General features: G+C 73.3%; 13 protein-coding genes. 4 read left to right on the plus strand and 9 right to left on the minus strand.

The window, feature by feature from the left end; translation table 11 throughout:
* The coding region (locus tag ACZ6TV_RS49440) for a glycoside hydrolase family 15 protein (protein WP_465307625.1) at window positions 1–1350 on the plus strand (1350 nt) is incomplete at its 5' end.
* Between the two features lie 49 nt (window positions 1351–1399).
* Here ACZ6TV_RS49440 and cobA read toward each other — a convergent pair.
* From cobA to cobC, 3 genes are read right to left on the minus strand one after another with little or no spacing between them, the layout of a single operon-like run.
* Window positions 1400–2605, minus strand: a complete 1206-nt coding sequence (gene cobA / locus ACZ6TV_RS49445) for a uroporphyrinogen-III C-methyltransferase (RefSeq protein ID WP_465307627.1) — start codon at window positions 2603–2605, stop codon at window positions 1400–1402.
* Window positions 2602–3645, minus strand: coding sequence for a nicotinate-nucleotide--dimethylbenzimidazole phosphoribosyltransferase (gene cobT, locus ACZ6TV_RS49450; RefSeq protein ID WP_465307629.1), 1044 nt, complete (start codon window positions 3643–3645; stop codon window positions 2602–2604). The genes cobA and cobT overlap by 4 nt, the downstream gene beginning before the upstream one ends.
* A gap of 2 nt (window positions 3646–3647) precedes the next feature.
* The gene (gene cobC, locus ACZ6TV_RS49455) at window positions 3648–4652 is read right to left on the minus strand and encodes an Rv2231c family pyridoxal phosphate-dependent protein CobC (RefSeq protein WP_465307679.1); all 1005 of its coding nucleotides are present in this window, start codon (window positions 4650–4652) and stop codon (window positions 3648–3650) included.
* Between the two features lie 44 nt (window positions 4653–4696).
* Between cobC and ACZ6TV_RS49460 the strand changes: the two genes are divergently transcribed.
* On the plus strand, window positions 4697–6880 hold the full coding sequence (locus ACZ6TV_RS49460) for a transglycosylase domain-containing protein (RefSeq protein WP_465307631.1): 2184 nt from the start codon (window positions 4697–4699) through the stop codon (window positions 6878–6880).
* Between the two features lie 267 nt (window positions 6881–7147).
* On the opposite strand, the gene ACZ6TV_RS49465 is transcribed toward ACZ6TV_RS49460, so the two are convergent.
* Together ACZ6TV_RS49465 and ACZ6TV_RS49470 are read right to left on the minus strand one after the other, a co-directional pair.
* Complete coding sequence (locus tag ACZ6TV_RS49465) at window positions 7148–7732, minus strand: GNAT family N-acetyltransferase (RefSeq protein ID WP_465307633.1); 585 nt, start codon at window positions 7730–7732, stop codon at window positions 7148–7150.
* Complete coding sequence (locus ACZ6TV_RS49470) at window positions 7732–10779, minus strand: cobyrinate a,c-diamide synthase (protein ID WP_465307635.1); 3048 nt, start codon at window positions 10777–10779, stop codon at window positions 7732–7734. Before ACZ6TV_RS49470 ends, ACZ6TV_RS49465 begins: the two co-directional genes overlap by 1 nt.
* 96 nt (window positions 10780–10875) lie before the next feature.
* On the opposite strand from ACZ6TV_RS49470, the gene ACZ6TV_RS49475 reads away from it, so the two are divergent.
* Window positions 10876–11661: an SURF1 family cytochrome oxidase biogenesis protein gene (locus ACZ6TV_RS49475; protein ID WP_465307637.1), complete on the plus strand. Its 786-nt coding sequence runs from the start codon at window positions 10876–10878 to the stop codon at window positions 11659–11661.
* Window positions 11662–11693: 32 nt separating this feature from the next.
* On the opposite strand, the gene ACZ6TV_RS49480 is transcribed toward ACZ6TV_RS49475, so the two are convergent.
* The 4 genes from ACZ6TV_RS49480 to ACZ6TV_RS49495 all read right to left on the minus strand — a co-directional run bounded on the left by ACZ6TV_RS49480 (window position 11694) and on the right by ACZ6TV_RS49495 (window position 15403).
* Window positions 11694–13220, minus strand: a complete 1527-nt coding sequence (locus ACZ6TV_RS49480; protein WP_465307639.1) for an ATP-dependent DNA ligase — start codon at window positions 13218–13220, stop codon at window positions 11694–11696.
* Between the two features lie 37 nt (window positions 13221–13257).
* A complete protein-coding gene (locus ACZ6TV_RS49485) occupies window positions 13258–13494 on the minus strand; it encodes a hypothetical protein (protein WP_465307641.1) in 237 nt (78 codons plus the stop codon).
* 93 nt (window positions 13495–13587) lie between these two features.
* A complete protein-coding gene (locus tag ACZ6TV_RS49490) occupies window positions 13588–15075 on the minus strand; it encodes a putative bifunctional diguanylate cyclase/phosphodiesterase (protein WP_465307643.1) in 1488 nt (495 codons plus the stop codon).
* Window positions 15076–15184: 109 nt separating this feature from the next.
* The gene (locus ACZ6TV_RS49495) at window positions 15185–15403 is read right to left on the minus strand and encodes a DUF7455 domain-containing protein (protein WP_465307645.1); all 219 of its coding nucleotides are present in this window, start codon (window positions 15401–15403) and stop codon (window positions 15185–15187) included.
* A gap of 417 nt (window positions 15404–15820) precedes the next feature.
* On the opposite strand from ACZ6TV_RS49495, the gene ACZ6TV_RS49500 reads away from it, so the two are divergent.
* Complete coding sequence (locus tag ACZ6TV_RS49500) at window positions 15821–17467, plus strand: CBM96 family carbohydrate-binding protein (RefSeq protein WP_465307647.1); 1647 nt, start codon at window positions 15821–15823, stop codon at window positions 17465–17467.
* Window positions 17468–17575 lie beyond the last annotated feature (108 nt).

Raw genomic sequence — 17575 nt, forward strand, 5'->3', positions numbered from 1 at the left:
GCCGCAAAAGAGCTGTTGGGTCCCGCCCCCCCCGTCATAGCGGGGGAGACCAGCTCCGATGGAAAAAGCGCCCCCCCCGGGTCCCCCCCCCCCCTCCCCCCCCCCCCCCCCACCGCCATGCTGGAGCTGCGGCTCGGCACCGACTCGATCGAGCCGCCGCGGGTGCAGCTCGACGAGCGGCAGGTCGCCGCGGAGGCCGCGTGGCGGGACTGGTCCGACGCGCTGAAGCTGCCGTCGGTCGCCCGTGACCTGGTCAGGCGCAGCGCGCTCACGCTGCGCGGACTGTGGCACAAGCCGACCGGCGCGATCCTGGCCGCGGCGACGTCGTCGCTGCCGGAGGAGGTCGGCGGCTCGCGCAACTGGGACTACCGGTACTGCTGGCTGCGCGACGCGTCGCTGACCGCCAAGGCCCTCGTCGACCTCGGATCCACCGAGGAGGCCGAGTCGCTGCTGAAGTGGACGCTGAAGGTCGCCGAGAACACCGACGGGCACCCGGAGCGGCTCCACCCGCTCTACAACCTCGACGGCACGGAGCTCGGCCCCGAGGCGGTCATCGAGGCGCTGCCCGGCTACGCGGGCTCCCGCCCGGTGCGGGTCGGCAACGCCGCCAACGGCCAGGTGCAGCTCGACGTGTTCGGCCCGGTCGCCGACCTGGTCACCACCCTGGCCGAGCTGCGCCCGCCGGAGGAGGGCGACTTCGCCCTGATGGAGCAGATGGTCGAGGCGGTCGAGCGGCGCTGGCACGAGCCCGACCACGGCATCTGGGAGGCGCGGCGCCGGCCCCGGCACTACGTCTACTCGAAGGTCATGTGCTGGATGACCGTCGACCGCGGCGTCCAGCTCTACGAGCGGGCCGGCCGGCCCGTGCCGGAGTCGTGGCGGCCGCTGCGCGACACCATCGCCGAGAACGTCCTGGACAAGGGCTGGGACGAGAAGCTCGGCGCCTACACCGTCGCCTACGGCTACGACGAGATGGACGCGTCGGTGCTGTGGATCGGGCTGTCCGGGCTGCTCGCCGACGACGATCCGCGGTTCCTGGCGACGGTACTGGCGGTCGAGGCCGACCTGCGCGAGGGCCCGACGGTGTACCGGTACCGCTGGGACGACGGCCTGCCCGGCGTCGAGGGCGGCTTCCACCTGTGCACGACCTGGATGATCGAGGCGTACCTGCGCACCGGCCGGCGGGCCGACGCGGAGGAGCTGTTCGCCCAGTTCATCGAGTGCGCCGGCCCCACCGGGCTGCTGCCTGAGGAGTACGACCCGCTGACCGAGCGCGCCCTGGGCAACCACCCGCAGGCGTACTCGCACCTGGGTCTGATCCGCTGCGCCCTGGAGCTGGACCGCTCCTGAGCGACGACGGGAGAAGGGGGCGCCGTGACCGGCTCAGCGCCCCCTTCTCTCATGTCCGGAGGGCGTCCACCACCGGGCCGACGACGATGACGGCCGGTGGGCGCAGCGCCGCCTCCTTCACCGCGTCGGCGACCGTGGACAACTGCGCCCGCACGACCTTCTGGTCGCGGGTCGTGCCCTCCTGGATCACCGCCACGGGAGTGTCCGGCGCGCGGCCGTGCTCCTGCAGGACCGCCGCGATCGCCGGCAGGTTCTTCAGGCCCATCAGGATGCTGATCGTGCCGCGCAGCCGCGCCAGGGCGGCCCAGTCGACCAGCGACTCGGGGTGCGACGGCGCCAGGTGGCCGGAGACGACCACGAACTCGTGCGCGAGGCCGCGGTGGGTGACCGGGACGCCGGCCGCCGCCGGGACCGCGATCGAGCTGCTGATGCCGGGCACGACGCTCACCGGTACACCTGCCGCGGCGCAGGCCAGAAGCTCCTCACCGCCGCGTCCGAAGACATACGGGTCGCCGCCCTTGAGCCGCACGACGAACTTCCCCTGCCGGGCCCGGTCGACGAGGACCCGGTTGATCTCCTCCTGCGCGGCCGACGGGCCGTAGGGGATCTTCGAGGCGTCGAACAGCTCGACCTCGGGCCGCAGCTCGTCGAGCAGCAGCCCGGCGGCGAGCCGGTCGATGACGACGACGTCGGCGGCGGCGAGGAGCCGGCGGCCGCGGACGGTCAGCAGCTCCGGGTCGCCGGGCCCGGAGCCGACGAGGGCGACGCTGCCGGGGGCCGCCTCCGGTGGGGTGGCGGCCACGATGGAGCCGGCGGCGAGGTGCTCGCCGATCGCGTCGCGGACGGCGACGGACCGGGCCGGGTCGCCGCCGCCGAGGACGGCCACGGTCACCGGTCCCTGCCGGGTCACCGCCGGGGTCCAGGCGGTGGCGGCGTGCCGGTCGTCGGCGCGGACGCAGAAGACGCGGCGGGCCGCGGCGAGCTCGCTGATCGCGGCGGCCGCGGCCGGGTCGCTGACCGCCACATGGACCAGCCACGCGTCCTCGATGTCGGACGGTTCGAAGCGCCGGGCGTGCCAGGTGACCCGGCCGGCGTCGACGTGTGCCTGCAGTGCGGGGGTGATGTGGGGTGAGACGAGCACGACGTCCGCGGCCGCTTCGAGCAGCGCGGGAACGCGCCTGGTGGCCACGGCACCGCCGCCGACCACCAGGACACGCAGACCTTGGAGCACCAGACCGAGGGGGTATGGGTTCACTTGTGGGCAACTCCAGCTGAGTCGAAAGTGGCTACCTCGTGCAACACGCGGACAGCACTGGCCACGATCGGCAGCGCCAGGACGGCGCCGGTGCCCTCGCCCAGGCGCAGGCCCAGGTCGACGAGCGGTTCCAGCTCAAGATAGCTGAGCGCCACGCTCGCGCCGGGCTCGGCCGACCTGTGCCCGGCGACCATCGCCGCGGTGGCGGCGGGGGCCAGCGCGGCGGCGGCGAGGGCCGCGGACGCGGCGATGACCCCGTCGATGATCACCGGCACCCGCAGCGCCGCGCCCCGCAGGATGTAGCCGACGAGGGCGGCGTGCTCCAGGCCGCCGACCGCGGCGAGGACGTCGACCGGGTCCTCGGCGTGCAGCCCGACGACCGCGGACGTGACGACCGCCACCTTCCGGGCGTGGGTCTCGCTGTCGATGCCGGTGCCGAGGCCGGTCACCGACGCCGGGTCGGCGTGCGTGAACGCCGCGATCAGCGCCGCCGAGGGGGTGGTGTTGGCGATGCCCATGTCGCCGGTCAGCAGCACCTTGGCGCCGCCGTCGACGAGCTGCTGGGCGATCTCGATGCCGGTCTCGATCGCCCGCAGCGCCTCCTCGCGGGTCATCGCCGGCTCGACGCTCAGGTCGCGGGTGCCGGCCCGGATCTTGCGGATCTCCAGGCCGTCGGCGGGGTCGAGGGTGCTCTTCACGCCGACGTCGACGACGGTGACGCTCGCGCCGCACTGCCGGGCGAACGCGTTGACGACGGCGCCGCCGGCCAGGAAGTTGGCGACCATCTGGCCGGTGACCTCCTGCGGCCATGGCGTCACGCCCTGGGCGTGCACGCCGTGGTCACCGGCGAAGATCGCCAGCGCCGCGGGCTGCGGGATCGGCGGCGGGCAGGCGCCGGCGAGGCCCGCCAGGCGCACCGCGAGCATCTCCAGGGCGCCGAGGGAGCCCGGCGGCTTGGTGAGCCTGGCCTGCAGCGACCGGGCCGCCGCGATCGCCTCGTCGTCGAGCGGCCGGATCGCCGCGAGTGTCTCCGTCAGCATGTTCATCCTCCAAGGAGCTTCGACAACACCGCGACGAACGCGTCACTCGTGGCAGTGTCCCGCACGGCAATACGTAACCAGTCCGGGCCCAGTCCCGGGAACGTTTCGCCACGTCGCACCGCGAAGCCACGGTCCCGCAGCGCCTCGCGCACCCGGCGGCCGCCGGCGACCTTGATCAGGACGAACGAGCTGCGCGGCGTGCCGGCGACCTCGACACCCGCGGCGCGCAGGGCGGCGACGAGGTGGTCCCGGTCGCCCGTGAGGCGCTCGGCGATCTCCCGCTCGGTGCGCACCGCGAGGGGCGACGCGCAGGCGATCGCGGCGGCGAGGGCCGGGGTGGAGACGCTCCACAGGGGGGCGTGCCGGTCGAGCTCGGCGATCAGGTCGCTGGGGCCGAGGACGTAGCCGATGCGCAGGCCGGCGAGGCCCCAGGTCTTGGTCAGGCTGCGGATGACGACGACGTCCCGGTTGCCGGTGAGCGTCTCGGGCTCGCCGGGGACCGTGTCGGCGAACGCCTCGTCGACGACGACCGTCCGGCCGGGCCTCCACCAGCTCGCGATTTGTTCGGATTTATGCAGACATGAGGTTGGATTCGTGGGGTTACCGACAATGACGAGATCCGCTGATTCCGGCGGATCTTTCAGTGTGAATCCGTCCTCGGCGTCGAGCAGCAGCCGGTCCACCTCGTGGCCGGCGGTCAGCAGGGCGCTCTCCGGCTCGGTGAACTGCGGGTGCACCACCACCGCGTGCCCGGGACGCAGCGCCTGCGCGAGGAGCGTGAACGCCTGCGCCGCCCCCGCCGTCAGCAGCACCTCGTCCGCGGCCCGGTCGTGCCGGGCCGCGATCGCCTCGGTCGCCTCCGTCCGGTCCGGGTACCGCGCCAGGTGCGCGAGGGACGCCGCGATCGGGCTGGTGAGCCACGACGGCGGGGTCTCCTGTCGCACGTTGACCGCCAGGTCGACCAGGCCCGGCGCGACCTCGGCATCACCGTGGAACCTCAGCATCAGGCGATCGTCGCGTACGACGAGGCGATTTGTCCTAGCTTGGAGGTGTGATCGCGCGCACGCTGCGAGTGGCCGGCGGACTCCTGGCCCTCGTCCGGACCGGGCTCGTCGTCGGCCTCGCGATCGCCGCGCTGCTCTACCCGATGGTCGCCCTCACCGGCGTCGGCGTGAAACGCGGCACCGACGCCCTGGCCCTGCCGGTCGGCGCGCTGCGCTCGGCGCTGCCGGCGCAGACCAGCCACGTCTACGCGGCCGACGGCACGACCCTCCTCGCCCAGTTCTACGAGGAGTACCGCACGTACACCACCCTCGACACGATCTCGCCCAACGTCCAGCGGGCGATCGTCGCCGCCGAGGACGCCCGCTTCTGGGAGCACCACGGCGTCGACTTCAAGGGCGTCGCCCGCGCGTTCGTCGCGAACCAGAAGGCGGGCGCGGTCTCGCAGGGCGCCTCGACGCTCACCATGCAGTACGTGCGCAACGTGCTGCGCGACAGCGCCGACACCCCGGCCGAGGTGTCCGAGGCGACCGAGCAGACCGGCGCCCGGAAGCTGCGGGAGATGAAGCTCGCGATCGAGCTCGAGAAGCACATGAGCAAACCGGAGATCCTGGAGCGGTACCTCAACGTCGCCTACTTCGGGCACCGCGCCTACGGGGTGCTCGCCGCGGCCGAGGTGTACTTCTCGAAGCGGCCCGCCGACCTCACCGTCGCGGAGGCCGCGCTGCTCGCCGGGCTCGTGCAGGCGCCGTCCTCGTACGACCCGGCGGCCACCGACGCCACCGCCGCGACCGCCCGGCGCGACTACGTCATCGACCGGATGGCGCAGCTGGGGTACCTCGGCGAGACCGACGCCGCGGCCGCCCGCACCACCCCGATCGCGTTGAAGCTCAGCGAGCCGCCGAACGACTGCCTGGAGACGAAGGCCGGCTGGGGCTTCTTCTGCGCGATGTTCCGCTCCTGGTGGAGCGCGCAGCCGGGGCTCGGCGCCACCCCGCAGGAGCGTCTGGACCGGCTGCGGCGCGGCGGGTACACCGTGGTCACGTCCCTCGACCCGCGCATCCAGGACATCGCGCAGGCGCAGGTGCTGAAGCGGGAGAAGACCCGCAGCTCCTACGCGCTCGGGCAGGTCGCCGTCGAACCCGGCACCGGGCTGGTGCGCGCGATGGCCGTGAACCGCACGTACTCCCTGGACCGGGCCAGCAACGGCCCGCACTCCGACCCCCGGCAGCGCAAGCGGCTGCGCGGCAACTATCCGAACACCGTCAACCCGCTGCTCGGCGGCGGCGACATGGCGGGCTACCAGGCCGGGTCCACGTTCAAGATGTTCACCATGCTCGCCGCGCTCGAGCAGGGCATGCCGCTGTCCACCGCGATCAACTCGCCGAAGACCTTCGTGTCCAAGTACAAGACCGGCCGCGACAGCCCGGCCCGCTGCGGCGTCGACAGCTGGTGCCCCTCCAACGCGTCGGGCTCCATGACCGGCCGGCAGACCATGTGGTCGGGCTTCGGCAAGTCCGTCAACACCTTCTTCGTCCAGCTGGAGCAGCGCGTCGGCGCCGAGGCGGCGGTCCGCATGGCCGAGCGCCTGGGCCTGCACTGGCGCACGGGCATCGACAAGCTGCAGGCCTCCCCCGCCAAGGCCAGGACGTGGGGCGCGTTCACGCTGGGCGTGGCGGACACCACCCCGCTGGAGATGGCCGGAGCGTTCGCCACCGTCGCCGCCGACGGCACCCACTGCGAGCCGATCCCGGTCACCTCCATCCGGCAGCCCGACGGCTCCGAGGCTCTGGACGCGGCGGGTGTACCGGTGGCGCGCCCCCGCTGCTCCCAGGTCCTGTCGCCGGACGTCGCGCGGGGTGCGGTGGACGCGGCGCGGTGTGTGACCGGCTTCAAGGCGGCGGCCGGGGACTGCGGCGGCGGGGGCACCGCGTCGAGGGTCTACCCGACCGTGAAGCGCCCGGTCGCCGGGAAGTCCGGCACGACCGACGACAACCGGGCCGCCTGGTTCGTCGGCATGACGCCGGGGCTGACGATCGCCGGGTTCATCGCCGACCCGGACAACCCGCTGCACCGGGTCGGTTCCGCGAACGCCGGCAAGCCCCGCGAGGCGGTCGCCGAGACGCTCCGCGACGCCCTCGCCGGCACCGCCGTGCGCCAGTTCACGCCGCCGAGCAGCATCGTCGCGTACGGCGCGAACGCCAAGCCGCGCGCCTACAAGAACCGGCGCTGACGGCGTCTCCACGCACCGGCGGCCTTCTTACGATCGCCGGTTCCTCAGGCCGGCGGCTTCGCACGACCGCCGGCCTTTTCACGACCGCCGACTTTCACTTCCCTCACGACCCGCCGGCCTTCACGGCCGGCGGCTCATCGTGACCACCGGCTTCTTTACCGCCGACGCTTTCTTCAGGCGTCGGCGGCTTCTTCACCGCCGGCGGCTTCTTCACGACCCGACGCTTTCTTCAGGCGTCGGCGGCTTCCTCGCCGCCGGCGGCCTTCTTCAGACGCCGGCGCTGATGTCGGCCTGGACCAGTGACCAGCTCTCGAGGTCGACCCGGCCACTGTGCAGCGACCCGGCGTTGCGCATCAGGCCCTCGTAGGTGAAGCCGGCCTTCTCCGCGACCCGCCGCGCCGCCACGTTGCCGGGCGCGACCCGCAGCTCGATGCGCTGGAAGCGGTGCTCCAGCAGCAGCGACAGCGCGAGCACGTCGACGGCCTCGGGCGCGACGCCGTAGCCGCGGGCGTCGGCGGCCACCGCGCCCGCGATCTCCGTCGACCTCGTCACCCAGTCCGTGTTCTTCGTCCACAGGCAGCCGACGAGCCGCTCGTCCTCGCGCCGCACGATGCCGTAGTGGTCACCGGCGCCGCTGTCGCGCCGCTCGACGGCCAGCTCGGTGCACCACGCGTAGCCGTCGAACTCGGTGTGGTCGTCCTGGGCCATCGGCAGCCAGCGCCGGACGAGCCGGTCGGCGAAGATCTCACCGATCCGCTTGTCGTCGTCGGCGCACAGCGGCCGCACCGACAACCTGGGGGTCTGCACCGACAGCGACGGGAAGCGGCGCAACGCCACCGACCAGGTGGACACTAGGCGGCCTCCGTCGCACCACCCGCGGGCGGGCCCGACGTCGGCGGCCCGTCCTCGTCCTTCGCGGCTCCCGCCGAGGCGGGCGGCGCGGAGACCGGACTGTGGTCACCGGCACCGAGCGGGACACCCTGCTGGGCAGGCAGCTGCAGGTACGCGGTCGGCGCCTCGTCAGCGGCCACCAGGTCCGACCCGGCGGGGATCACGGTCATCCCGGCGGGCGCGGCGGACACCGGCGCGGCCACGGTCGGGGGCATCGGCGCCGAGGACACCGGCACCGCGGACGACGTGGCCGGCGCGTCCGCCCACGGGTTGCCGGTCTGCGCGCCCGGCGAGCTCAACGGCGGCGTCGACACCGGCTGGACCCCGCCACCGGCGATCCGCGCCCCCGCGACGCCCGCCCCGGAGACGGGCCCGGACGCCCCGACAGTGCCGGCCGGCTCAGCGGCCCCCACCTCCCGCGGCGTCGCGTTCACGGCTCTTGCGGTTGCTGCGGCTTCTACCGGATCGGTGGTCGGCGGCTGGGCGGTCGCTGGCGGAGCTGAGACGGTCGTGGGCACAACCCCAGACTGTGGCAGTTCGGCGGCGTCCGCGGGCGCGTTCGGGGTGGAAGGCACCCCAACGCTCGCCCCAGCGGTCGCGGTGGACGGCCCGGCCCCGGGCGCCACCGCAGTGCCCACCCCCGCCGCCCGCCCCGCACCGGACTGACCCGCACCCGCCAGGCCCGCACCAGACTGGCCCGCACCCGACTGACCCGCACCCGACTGGCTCGCGCCTGCCAGGCCCGCAGCGGACTGACCCGCACCAGACTGACCCGCACCTGCCAGGCCCGCACCAGACTCACCCAGACCTGCCTGGCCCGCACCGGACTCACGCGCGCCGGACTGGCCCGCGCCGGACTGGCCCGCGCCCGCTGGGCTCGCGCCCGCTGCTTGGCTCGCGGACACCAGTGCGACGCCGGCCCTGCTCGTCGGCCCGAACGGGCTCGACGCGATCCCTTCCGCCTCCCCGTCGCCGTCCTGGGCCGGCGCCTGGAGGACCGCGGTCGGCGCCTCGACAGGCTCCCCCGGCTCCTCCGGGGCCTCTCCGGCCTCGGCGTACTCCGGCGGCGCCGGCGACACATACGGCGAAGGGGCCTGCGACGCGTACGTCGAAGGGGGCGCATACGCCGGCACCGGGGACGCGTACCGCGGCGGCGCCGGGGACGCATAGGTCGACGGGGCGGAGATCGGGGCCGCGGGCACCGAGCCAGGACCCACGACGGGCGCCGGCGGCGAATACGTGGTCGGCGGGCCCGAGAACCCACCCGGCGCGGACACCGGACCGGGGACCGACACCGGCGCGGCCGGCGGAGCACCGGGCGCCGTCCAGGTGCCCCCCACGGCCGGAGCGGCCGCGGCAGCCGAGACGACCGGGGCCGCAGAGGCGGCAGGCGCAGCGGCGGCGGCAGGGGCGGCAGCGGCAGGAGCGGCAGCGGCGGTCGGGGCCCGGTTCGGGTCGGGCTTCGTCAGGCCGAGGGGCGCGGAGCCGGCACCGCCCGGAGCCGAGGACGTCGCGGCGGCCGGGAACTGCAGGGTGGTGCCGCCGGACGGGGCCTGCGCCGCCGGCACCACGGACGGGCGGTTGTACGGATGCGTGCTCGGCGTCGTCCACTGACCGTGCACGGGCGTGGCGGTCGCGCCGGCGGCGGCCACGAAGCGCGACGCGATCGACGGCGTGCCCGCCCAGTGCAGGCCCAGGTAGGAGGCGTGGACCCCGCGGTGCACGAAGCCCTCCGCCGGCCCGCCCGCCCAGGTCCACGCGGCCTGGAGACCGGCCCGGGGGCTGATCGTCGTGCGGTGCATCTTGTGGCCCACGACCTGGGCGCCGACGGGCAGCAGGACCGACGAGCTGCGGGCGGTGGCCTCCCGGTAGCCGAGGACGACGAGGTCGGTCTCGCGCGCGGACGCGTCGACGACGCCGCACATGGGCCGGCCGTTGAAGTCGCGGCAGAGCCAGACGAGCCCGGTGCCCTCGGCGGCGATCGGCTTGCCGGCGGCGGCGTGCGCGGCGACCGCGGAGCGCAGCCGGCTGTTGAAGCCGAGCTCCTCCGCGTAGGACTCGGGCAGCGCACCGCCGACGACCAGCCCGTCCACCCCGTCGGGCAGGAACTCGTCACGCAGCGGGTCGAACGGGACGACCTCGGCCCCGGCGGCGGTGAGCAGCTCGGCGGTCTCCGGGTAGGAGAAGGCGACGCCGATGACCGGGCGCCGGCCGATCCGGGCGACGGCCGGCTCGGCCGCACGCGCGGCGGCGACCTCCTCCGCGGCACTCCACGCGTCGGCGGTCAGCCTGGGTGCGGAACGCGCGAGGGCCATCGTCCGGTCGATGTCGACCGCACCGGCGATCACCTCACCGAGCCGGCGGACCGCCCGGACGGCGTCGAGGTTGTGGTGCACGACCGGCGCGACCCCGTGGTGCCGCGACGGCAGCGGCGCGCCCGCGTCGCCGATGTCGGTGAGCGCGTGCCGGCGCAGCGCGCCGAGGACGGGCACGCCGATGTCGTCGAGCGCCTCCCGCAGCAGCTGCTCGTGCCGGGAGGAGGCGACCCGGTTGAGGATGACGCCGCCGAGCCACAGCAGCTCGTCATAGGCCCGGAAGCCGTGCACGAGCGCGGCGACGGACTGCCCCATGGCGCCCACGTCGACGACCAGGACCACCGGCGCGCGCAGCAGCCCCGAGATCTGGGCGGTGGACTCGCTGTCGGTGCGCCCGGCGAGCCCGTCGAACAGTCCCATCGTCCCCTCGACGACGGCGATGTCCAGCGACCCCGCCCCGTGCGCGAACAACGGCCCGATCCGCTTCGCGCCGACCATGCGGGGATCGAGGTTGCGCCCCGCCCGCCCGGCGGCCAGACCGAGATACGCGGCGTCGACGTGGTCGGGACCGATCTTGAACCCGGCGGCCCGGTAACCCCGGGCCGACAGCGCGGACAACAGGCCAACGGAAACGGCAGTCTTGCCGTGACCGGAGGATGGCGCGCTGATCACCAGCCTCGGGATCGTGCTCATGATGCTCCTCTGGCGCTGGGGCAAACGTGTGTCCCGGACGATACCGGGTGGGCGCCACAGCGACTGTCCGGAACGCACCGGATACCGTGCATGCTTGTGTACCGGTTTCTCGTCTCGCCCCGGTGGCTCGGCTACGCCGCGCTGACCGTCGCCGCGGCGACCGTGATGGTGCTGCTGGGCTTCTGGCAGCTGGACCGCTATCACCAGCGCGCGTCGATCAACGCGCGCATCACCGCGGGCACCTCGGCCACCCCTGTCCCCCTGACCGACGTCGCTCCCCGCCCGACCGGCGCCGCCGGCACCGTGGCCGCCGCCCCGGCCGACCACACCGACTGGCTCCGCGTCCAGGTCACCGGTCGTTTCGACCCCTCCCGCGAGATCCTCGTCCGCGGCCGGACCGTCGAGGGCCGCGTCGGCTTCGAGGTCCTCACGCCGCTGGTCCTCCCCGACGGCACCGCGGTCCTGGTCGACCGCGGCTGGGTCGCCCCCGCCGAGTCCGGCGCCCTCGCGATGCCCACGGTGCCCGCCGCCCCGGCCGGCGAGCAGACCGTCCTCGGCCGCCTGCGCCCGTCGGAGAGCCGCGGCGGCACCCCGAAGGAGGTCAACGGCCGCCTGGAGATCCGCCGCATCACCCCGTCCGTCATCGCCCCGGTCATGCCCTACGCGATCTACGACGCCTACGTCAGCACCGACCAGCCCGCGCCGGGCCTGACCGCCGTCACGCCGGAGAAGCAGAACGCCCTGCAGAACGCCGGCTACGTCCTGCAGTGGTGGCTCCTGGCCGTCCTCACCCTCTGCGGCTTCGCCTACCTGGCCCGCAAGGAGGCCCGCGGCCCGGAGCCCGAAGACCTCCTGGACGAGCTCCACGACGCTCCCGCCTGACCCGCGCCTGACCCGCTCAAAGGTGGGGGCGGTCAGGCGTCGGGGCCCGGGGGCGGGGTGTGGATGGCGCGGACGGCGTCGATCGTGTCGGCCTCCTCGGCGCGCTTGTCCTCGCGGTAGCGCAGGACGCGGGCGAAGCGCAGGGCCACCCCGCCCGGATAGCGGGGCGACTTCTGGACGCCGTCGAAGGCGATCTCCACCACCAGCTCGGGGCGGACCTTGACGACCCAGTCGGACTCCTCGGTGGCGAGGGCTCGGAGGCGCTCGGTCTGCCAGCGGAGCATCTCGTCGGTCATGCCCTTGAAGGTCTTGCCGAGCATGACGAAGCCGCCGGTCTGCGGGTCGCGGGCGCCGAGGTGCAGGTTGGACAGGAAGCCCTTGCGCCGGCCGTGGCCCCACTCGACGGCGAGGACGACCAGGTCGAGGGTGTGGCGGGGCTTGACCTTGACCCAGGCGGAGCCGCGGCGGCCCACGTCATACGGCGCGGAGGCGGACTTGATGACGAGCCCCTCGTGACCGGCGGCCACGGCGGCGGCGAACACCCGCTCGGCCTCGTCGGGGGTGTCGAGCATGGTGCGCTCGACGCGGAGGGCGGCCGGCACGACGCGCTCCAGGGCCGCCCAGCGGGTCGACGCCGGCTCGTCGAGCAGGTCGGTGCCGTCGAGGTGCAGGATGTCGAAGAAGAACGGCTGGAGCACGGCGGTGCCGTCGCGGCGGGCGGCGCGGCTCGACGTCTCCTGGAAGGGCACGGCGCGGCCGGTGTCGTCGACGCCGACGGCCTCGCCGTCCAGGACGATCGAGGCGACGTCGAGGGCGCGGACGGCCTCGACGACCACGGGGACGCGGCCGGTGAGGTCGTCGAGGCTGCGGCTGAAGACGGAGATCTGGTCGCCGTCGCGGTGGACCTGGATGCGCACGCCGTCGATCTTCGTGTCGGCGGCGGCGGGGGTGCCGGTGTCGGCGAGGGCGTCGGCGGGGGTGGCGGCGCTCTGCGCGAGCATCGGGGCGAGCGGGCGGCCGACGGTGAGCGCATAGCCGGCGAGGGCGTCGGCGCCGCCGGTGAGCGCGTCGACGGCGACGAGCTTCAGGTCGCCGGCGAGCAGCAGCGCGCGGCGGATCTGCGCGATGGGGACGCCGGAGGCGCGGGCGACGGCGTCGACGAGGAGGCCGGCCTGGGCGCCCTGGCGCAGCTCGCCGCTGAGCAGGCCGATCAGGAAGTGCCGCTCGGGCTCGGTGGTGGCGGCGAAGAGGGTGGCGACCCGCTCCCGCCGGGCGGCCTGGGAGCCCTTGCCGGACAGCTGGGACATGGCCGCGAAGGCCTCGTCGACGTCGGTCACCGACAGGGTGGGGGTCTCGGCGGGTGGGGGGAGGTCGCGCAGCGACGCATATCCGACACCGGTCTGGCGCTGCCGCAGCTCGCCGGACAGATAGGAGGCGCCGGGCGAGAGCTCCGAGGGCGGAAGCTTCCGCAGCGCGTCGGCGAGTAGGTCGATCTTGGCGTTGCGCCCCGAGGTCCGCGCGACTGCGGCGGAGACGGAGGCCAGCTCGACGAATCTCATACCCCGGATTCTCACCCAGGGGTACGACAAGAAAACCTCAGCCGGCGTACGCCAGCCGTACGGCACCCAGGACCCAGCCCATCCGGTCGACCGCGGTGTCGGGGTGCTCGCCGAACTCGTGGGCGACCAAGGCCGCGCAGCCACGCGGGCCGTGCAGGCGGACACTGCGCATGACCGCGGTGCGGATGCGCTCGGGGCTCATCGGATCGGAGGACTGCACGTCGGAGACGAACAGCGCTTCGGCCCGGACATGTTCCAGGAGCTGCGGTGTCATCTTGTACCCCCTTCGGCTTCCTCCAATCACACGCTCCCGCGGGTGTACCGCCGTGTCCGCCGGGTTGCGGGCAGGGTGACAGCGGCCGGCGGCTCAGGTGAACAGCGAGCCCGCGGGCAGCGGCCGGGAGTAGAGGTAGCCCTGCGCGTACTGGCACCCCAGGGACCGCAGCGCGGCGGCCTGCGCGGCCGTCTCGACCCCTTCGGCCACGGTGGCGAGCGACAGCCCCTCCGCCAGCTGCAGGATCACCCGCATCAGGGTGGAGTCCACGCCCGACGCCGTGAACGTCCGGTCGATCTTCAAGATGTCGACCGGGAGGTGTACCAGATACGCCAGCGACGAATATCCCGTGCCGAAGTCGTCGACGGCGATGCGGACGCCCCGCTCCCGGAGCCGGCCGAGACGGGCGGTGCGCTCGGCGTCGTCGACCAGCACCGACTCGGTGAGCTCCAGGACGAGGGCGGCGGGCGGCAGGCCGGTCTCCTCCAGCACGGCGAGGACCCGCTCCACGAAGTCCTGCTCGCGCAGCTGATGGCCGGACACGTTGACGGTGACGGCGACCCCGTCGCGCTCGAACCACTCCCGCGCGTCGGTGCAGGCCCGCCGCAGCACCCACCAGCCGAGCGGCACGATCAGGCCGGTGGCCTCGGCGACGGGGACGAAGGTGAGCGGCGGCACCCCGCCGGCCGGCCAGCGCAGCAGCGCCTCGACCGCGGTGACCCGCTCGTCGCCGAGGCGGACGACCGGCTGGTAGTGCAGCACGAACTCCGAGTCGGCGCGGACCACGGCCCGGCGCAGGCCGGCGGCGAGCTCGTGGTGGCGGGCCGCGGCGGCGCGCAGGTCCGGCTCGAACCGGACGATCCTGTCCTTGCCGGCGGTTTTCGCCGCGTCGAGGGCCAGGTCGGCGTCGCGCAGCACGTCGGCGGAGCTGCGCTGGTCGCCGACCGCGACGAGGCCGGCGCTGCCGGTGAGGTGCACCTGGCGGCCGGCGACCGGGTACGACGGCCGCAGGTGCGCGAAGACGTCCTCGAAGGAGTGGTCCGTGCCGCGCCAGACGACCGCGAACTCGTCGTCGCCGAGCCTGGCGAGCACGTCGGCGTGCGGCAGCGCGGCCCGCAGCCGGTGCGACACCTGCTTGAGCAGTTCGTCGCCGGCGGCGTGGCCGAGCGTGTCGTTGACGTCCTTGAAGCCGTCGAGGTCGAGCAGCGCGACCGTCACGCCGGGTGGCGACGCGCCGGTGAGCACCGCGTCGAGGCGGTCGGTGAGCTGCCGCCGGTTGGCCAGCCCGGTCACCGGATCACGGGTGGCGCGCTGGCGCAGCTCCCGCTCCAGCCCCTTGCTGCGCGCCGACGAGCTGGCGAGGGACCGCTTGAGCCGGTCGGACCGCTGCCTGACCAGCAGCACGGCGGCACCGGCGGCACCGAGCGCGACCAGCATCGCGATGCCGGACAACGCCTGATGCAGCATCGCCGGTACCGACGCGGAAAAGGCGATCAGGAAGACGCCGGCGACGACGAACAGCGTGGACGGCCGGCCCGGCATGGGGGCGGGGCGGGGATACGGGCTCGGCTTGCGTCGCACGCTCCGATGCTAGCTATGACATATCCGGTTTTTCGGCACCTAACGGACAACACGCGCGCAAGCAAAAGGCGGGCCCTCCCATAGGAGAACCCGCCTTCGGCGAGAGTCGTCAGCCGCGCCAGTCGAAGCCCGCCTCGACAACGATCTTGTCCGCCGTGGCGGCGATCCGGTCGGCGTACTTGTTGGTGTGGTGACCGCAGAACGACAGGTCACCGGAGGAGCCGAACGTCACGCGAGCCTTGGCGGCGGCACCGCAGCTGTCGCAGCGCTCCCCCGTCAGCTCGGGGACGACGTGAACGGCCGGGCGCGAGATCAGCATCGGGGTCATCTCAGTCTCCTCGAGTCGAAGCGGTCAGCTGCTGCTTGAAATGTGGCATTTCCGGGTGTTGTGCCTTACCTAACTAACAGTACGTTCGCCTGATTTGAGCGACTAGTTCGTAAGCGTTGGCATTTGGTCACTGGCAGGTTGCCGACTCTGTCCGTTCGTCTGATGCGTCACCGATGGACGTCACATACCCCCTCCGCAACTTCGCGACACCAGCCCGCCGGCCAGCTGCCGTTGAGCGTGGTGCACGCTCAGCAGGTCCACTGTGGACAGATGGCGGAAGGGGGGCACACCCGAACGGCAACTTCCGGCGAACCAGGGGTGTAACCCGGGCCGCCGAATCTTGTGGAGGTCCGGATGACAACGCCGGGCGGCACCACCGCTGCACAGGATTCGCCAGCCACGGAAGGACCCGTATAGATGATTCGCCGTCACACCCGCACATTGATGCCGCTCGCCGCCCTCACCATTGGTGCCGCCGCCGGCACCGTCTTCTTCGCCGGCAGCGCGGGCGCCGCGACCACCGATGTCGTCCGGACCGGTGCGGGTGAGGACGGCTACAGCTCCAGCAGCCGCCCGTCGTACAACTTCGGCGCCTCCGACACCCTCGTGGCCGGCCGCGCGGGCGCCGACACGATGGTCACGTACCTGAAGTTCACGGTCGCGAACCCCGGCGCGGGTGTGACCGTCAAGAGCGCGGCGGTGACCCTGACCCACTCCGGCAAGGCGCTGCCGAGCGCCCTGTCGATCAGCAAGGTCGCCGACACGGCGTGGACCGAGAAGGCGCTGTCGGCGAAGAACGACCCGGCGGTCGGCGCGGTCGTCAGCACCGTCAAGCCCAAGAGCACCGCGGCCGCCGTCACCTTCGACGTCAGCTCGGTCGTCAAGGGCGCCGGCACCTACACGTTCGCGGTGACCTCCCGCGTCGCGAACGTCCCGGCCCGCTTCAGGTCCGCCGAGGCCGCCACCGGCCAGCCCGTCCTGAACGTGACCGTGTCCCGCCCGGCGCCCGCGCCGTCCAAGCCGGTCGCGACGCCGACCAAGCCGGTCGCCACCCCCACGAAGCCCGTCACGACGCCCACCAAGCCGGAAGCGACCCCCACGACGCCCGCGCCGGCCAAGGACTGCAAGGTCGACGCCAAGCTCGTCCCGTCCTGCGGCGTGCTGTGGGGCGCGGCCGCCGGCGGCTTCTCCGACGTGCCCCGCGACCAGGCGCTGAAGACCTTCGAGCAGAAGTCCGGCCGGACGTCGACGGTCTACCACACCTACCACAAGGGTGACGAGCTCTTCCCGACCAAGAGCGAGATGGACATGACGAGCGACCCGGCCAACCCGCGCACCCTGATGCTGAACTGGAAGGTCGGCTACGGCACCAAGTGGGCCAACGTCGCCAACGGCGAGCAGGACGCCCGCATCGACCGGCTCTCGACCTACATCAAGACCAACTACGGCACCAAGAAGTTCTTCATGGTCCTGCACCACGAGCCGGAGAACGACGTCGTCGCGACCGCGGGCTCGGGCATGACCGCCAAGGACTACGCCGCGATGTTCCGCCACACCGTGCTGCGCATGAAGGCCAACGGGGTCACCAACGCCGTCTTCGTCGTCGCCTACATGAACTACGAGAAGTGGAACAACACCTCCTGGTGGGGCGACCTCTACCCCGGCGACGACGTCGTGGACTGGGTCGGTGTCGACACCTACAACAACGCGCAGCCCGGCGGCTTCCACACCGGCGACTTCAACTACATGATGAACCGCACCAACAACCCGGCGAAGTTCCCCGGCTGGTACACCTGGGCCACCGCCAACCACCCGACCAAGCCCATCATGGTCGCCGAGTGGGGCGTCTACGACTCGTCCCCGACCGTCGACGGCAAGAACAAGGCCGACGTGTACGCCACGGTGCTGCCGCAGCTGGCGAAGATGCCGCAGATCAAGGGCCTGGTCTACTTCGAGACCGCCAAGGACCAGAACGGGCACGACATCCGCATGGACGACACCCCGGAGGCCCTGGCCGGCTTCAAGAAGATCGCCGCCGACCCGCGCTTCAACGTCAAGCTCTGACCCGACCCGCTCGCCAAGGCCCGCCTGGACCCGTCCAGGCGGGCCTTGCCGCGTCTGGGGAGCCGGCGTGACCAAGCAGTCAGCGGGCCTGAGCGCGGGTGTCGTGAG

The sequence above is a fragment of the Dactylosporangium sp. NPDC051087 genome, from assembly GCF_055586325.1.

Bases quoted from the DNA above. Each gene is read 5' to 3' on its own strand.
- cobT (WP_465307629.1), bottom strand. From the start codon at position 3,645: ATGCTGACGGAGACACTCGCGGCGATCCGGCCGCTCGACGACGAGGCG.
- ACZ6TV_RS49470 (WP_465307635.1), bottom strand. From the start codon at position 10,779: ATGAGCACGATCCCGAGGCTGGTGATCAGCGCGCCATCCTCCGGTCAC.
- ACZ6TV_RS49480 (WP_465307639.1), bottom strand. From the start codon at position 13,220: ATGAGATTCGTCGAGCTGGCCTCCGTCTCCGCCGCAGTCGCGCGGACC.
- ACZ6TV_RS49485 (WP_465307641.1), bottom strand. From the start codon at position 13,494: ATGACACCGCAGCTCCTGGAACATGTCCGGGCCGAAGCGCTGTTCGTC.
- ACZ6TV_RS49495 (WP_465307645.1), bottom strand. From the start codon at position 15,403: ATGACCCCGATGCTGATCTCGCGCCCGGCCGTTCACGTCGTCCCCGAG.
- ACZ6TV_RS49500 (WP_465307647.1), top strand. From the start codon at position 15,821: ATGATTCGCCGTCACACCCGCACATTGATGCCGCTCGCCGCCCTCACC.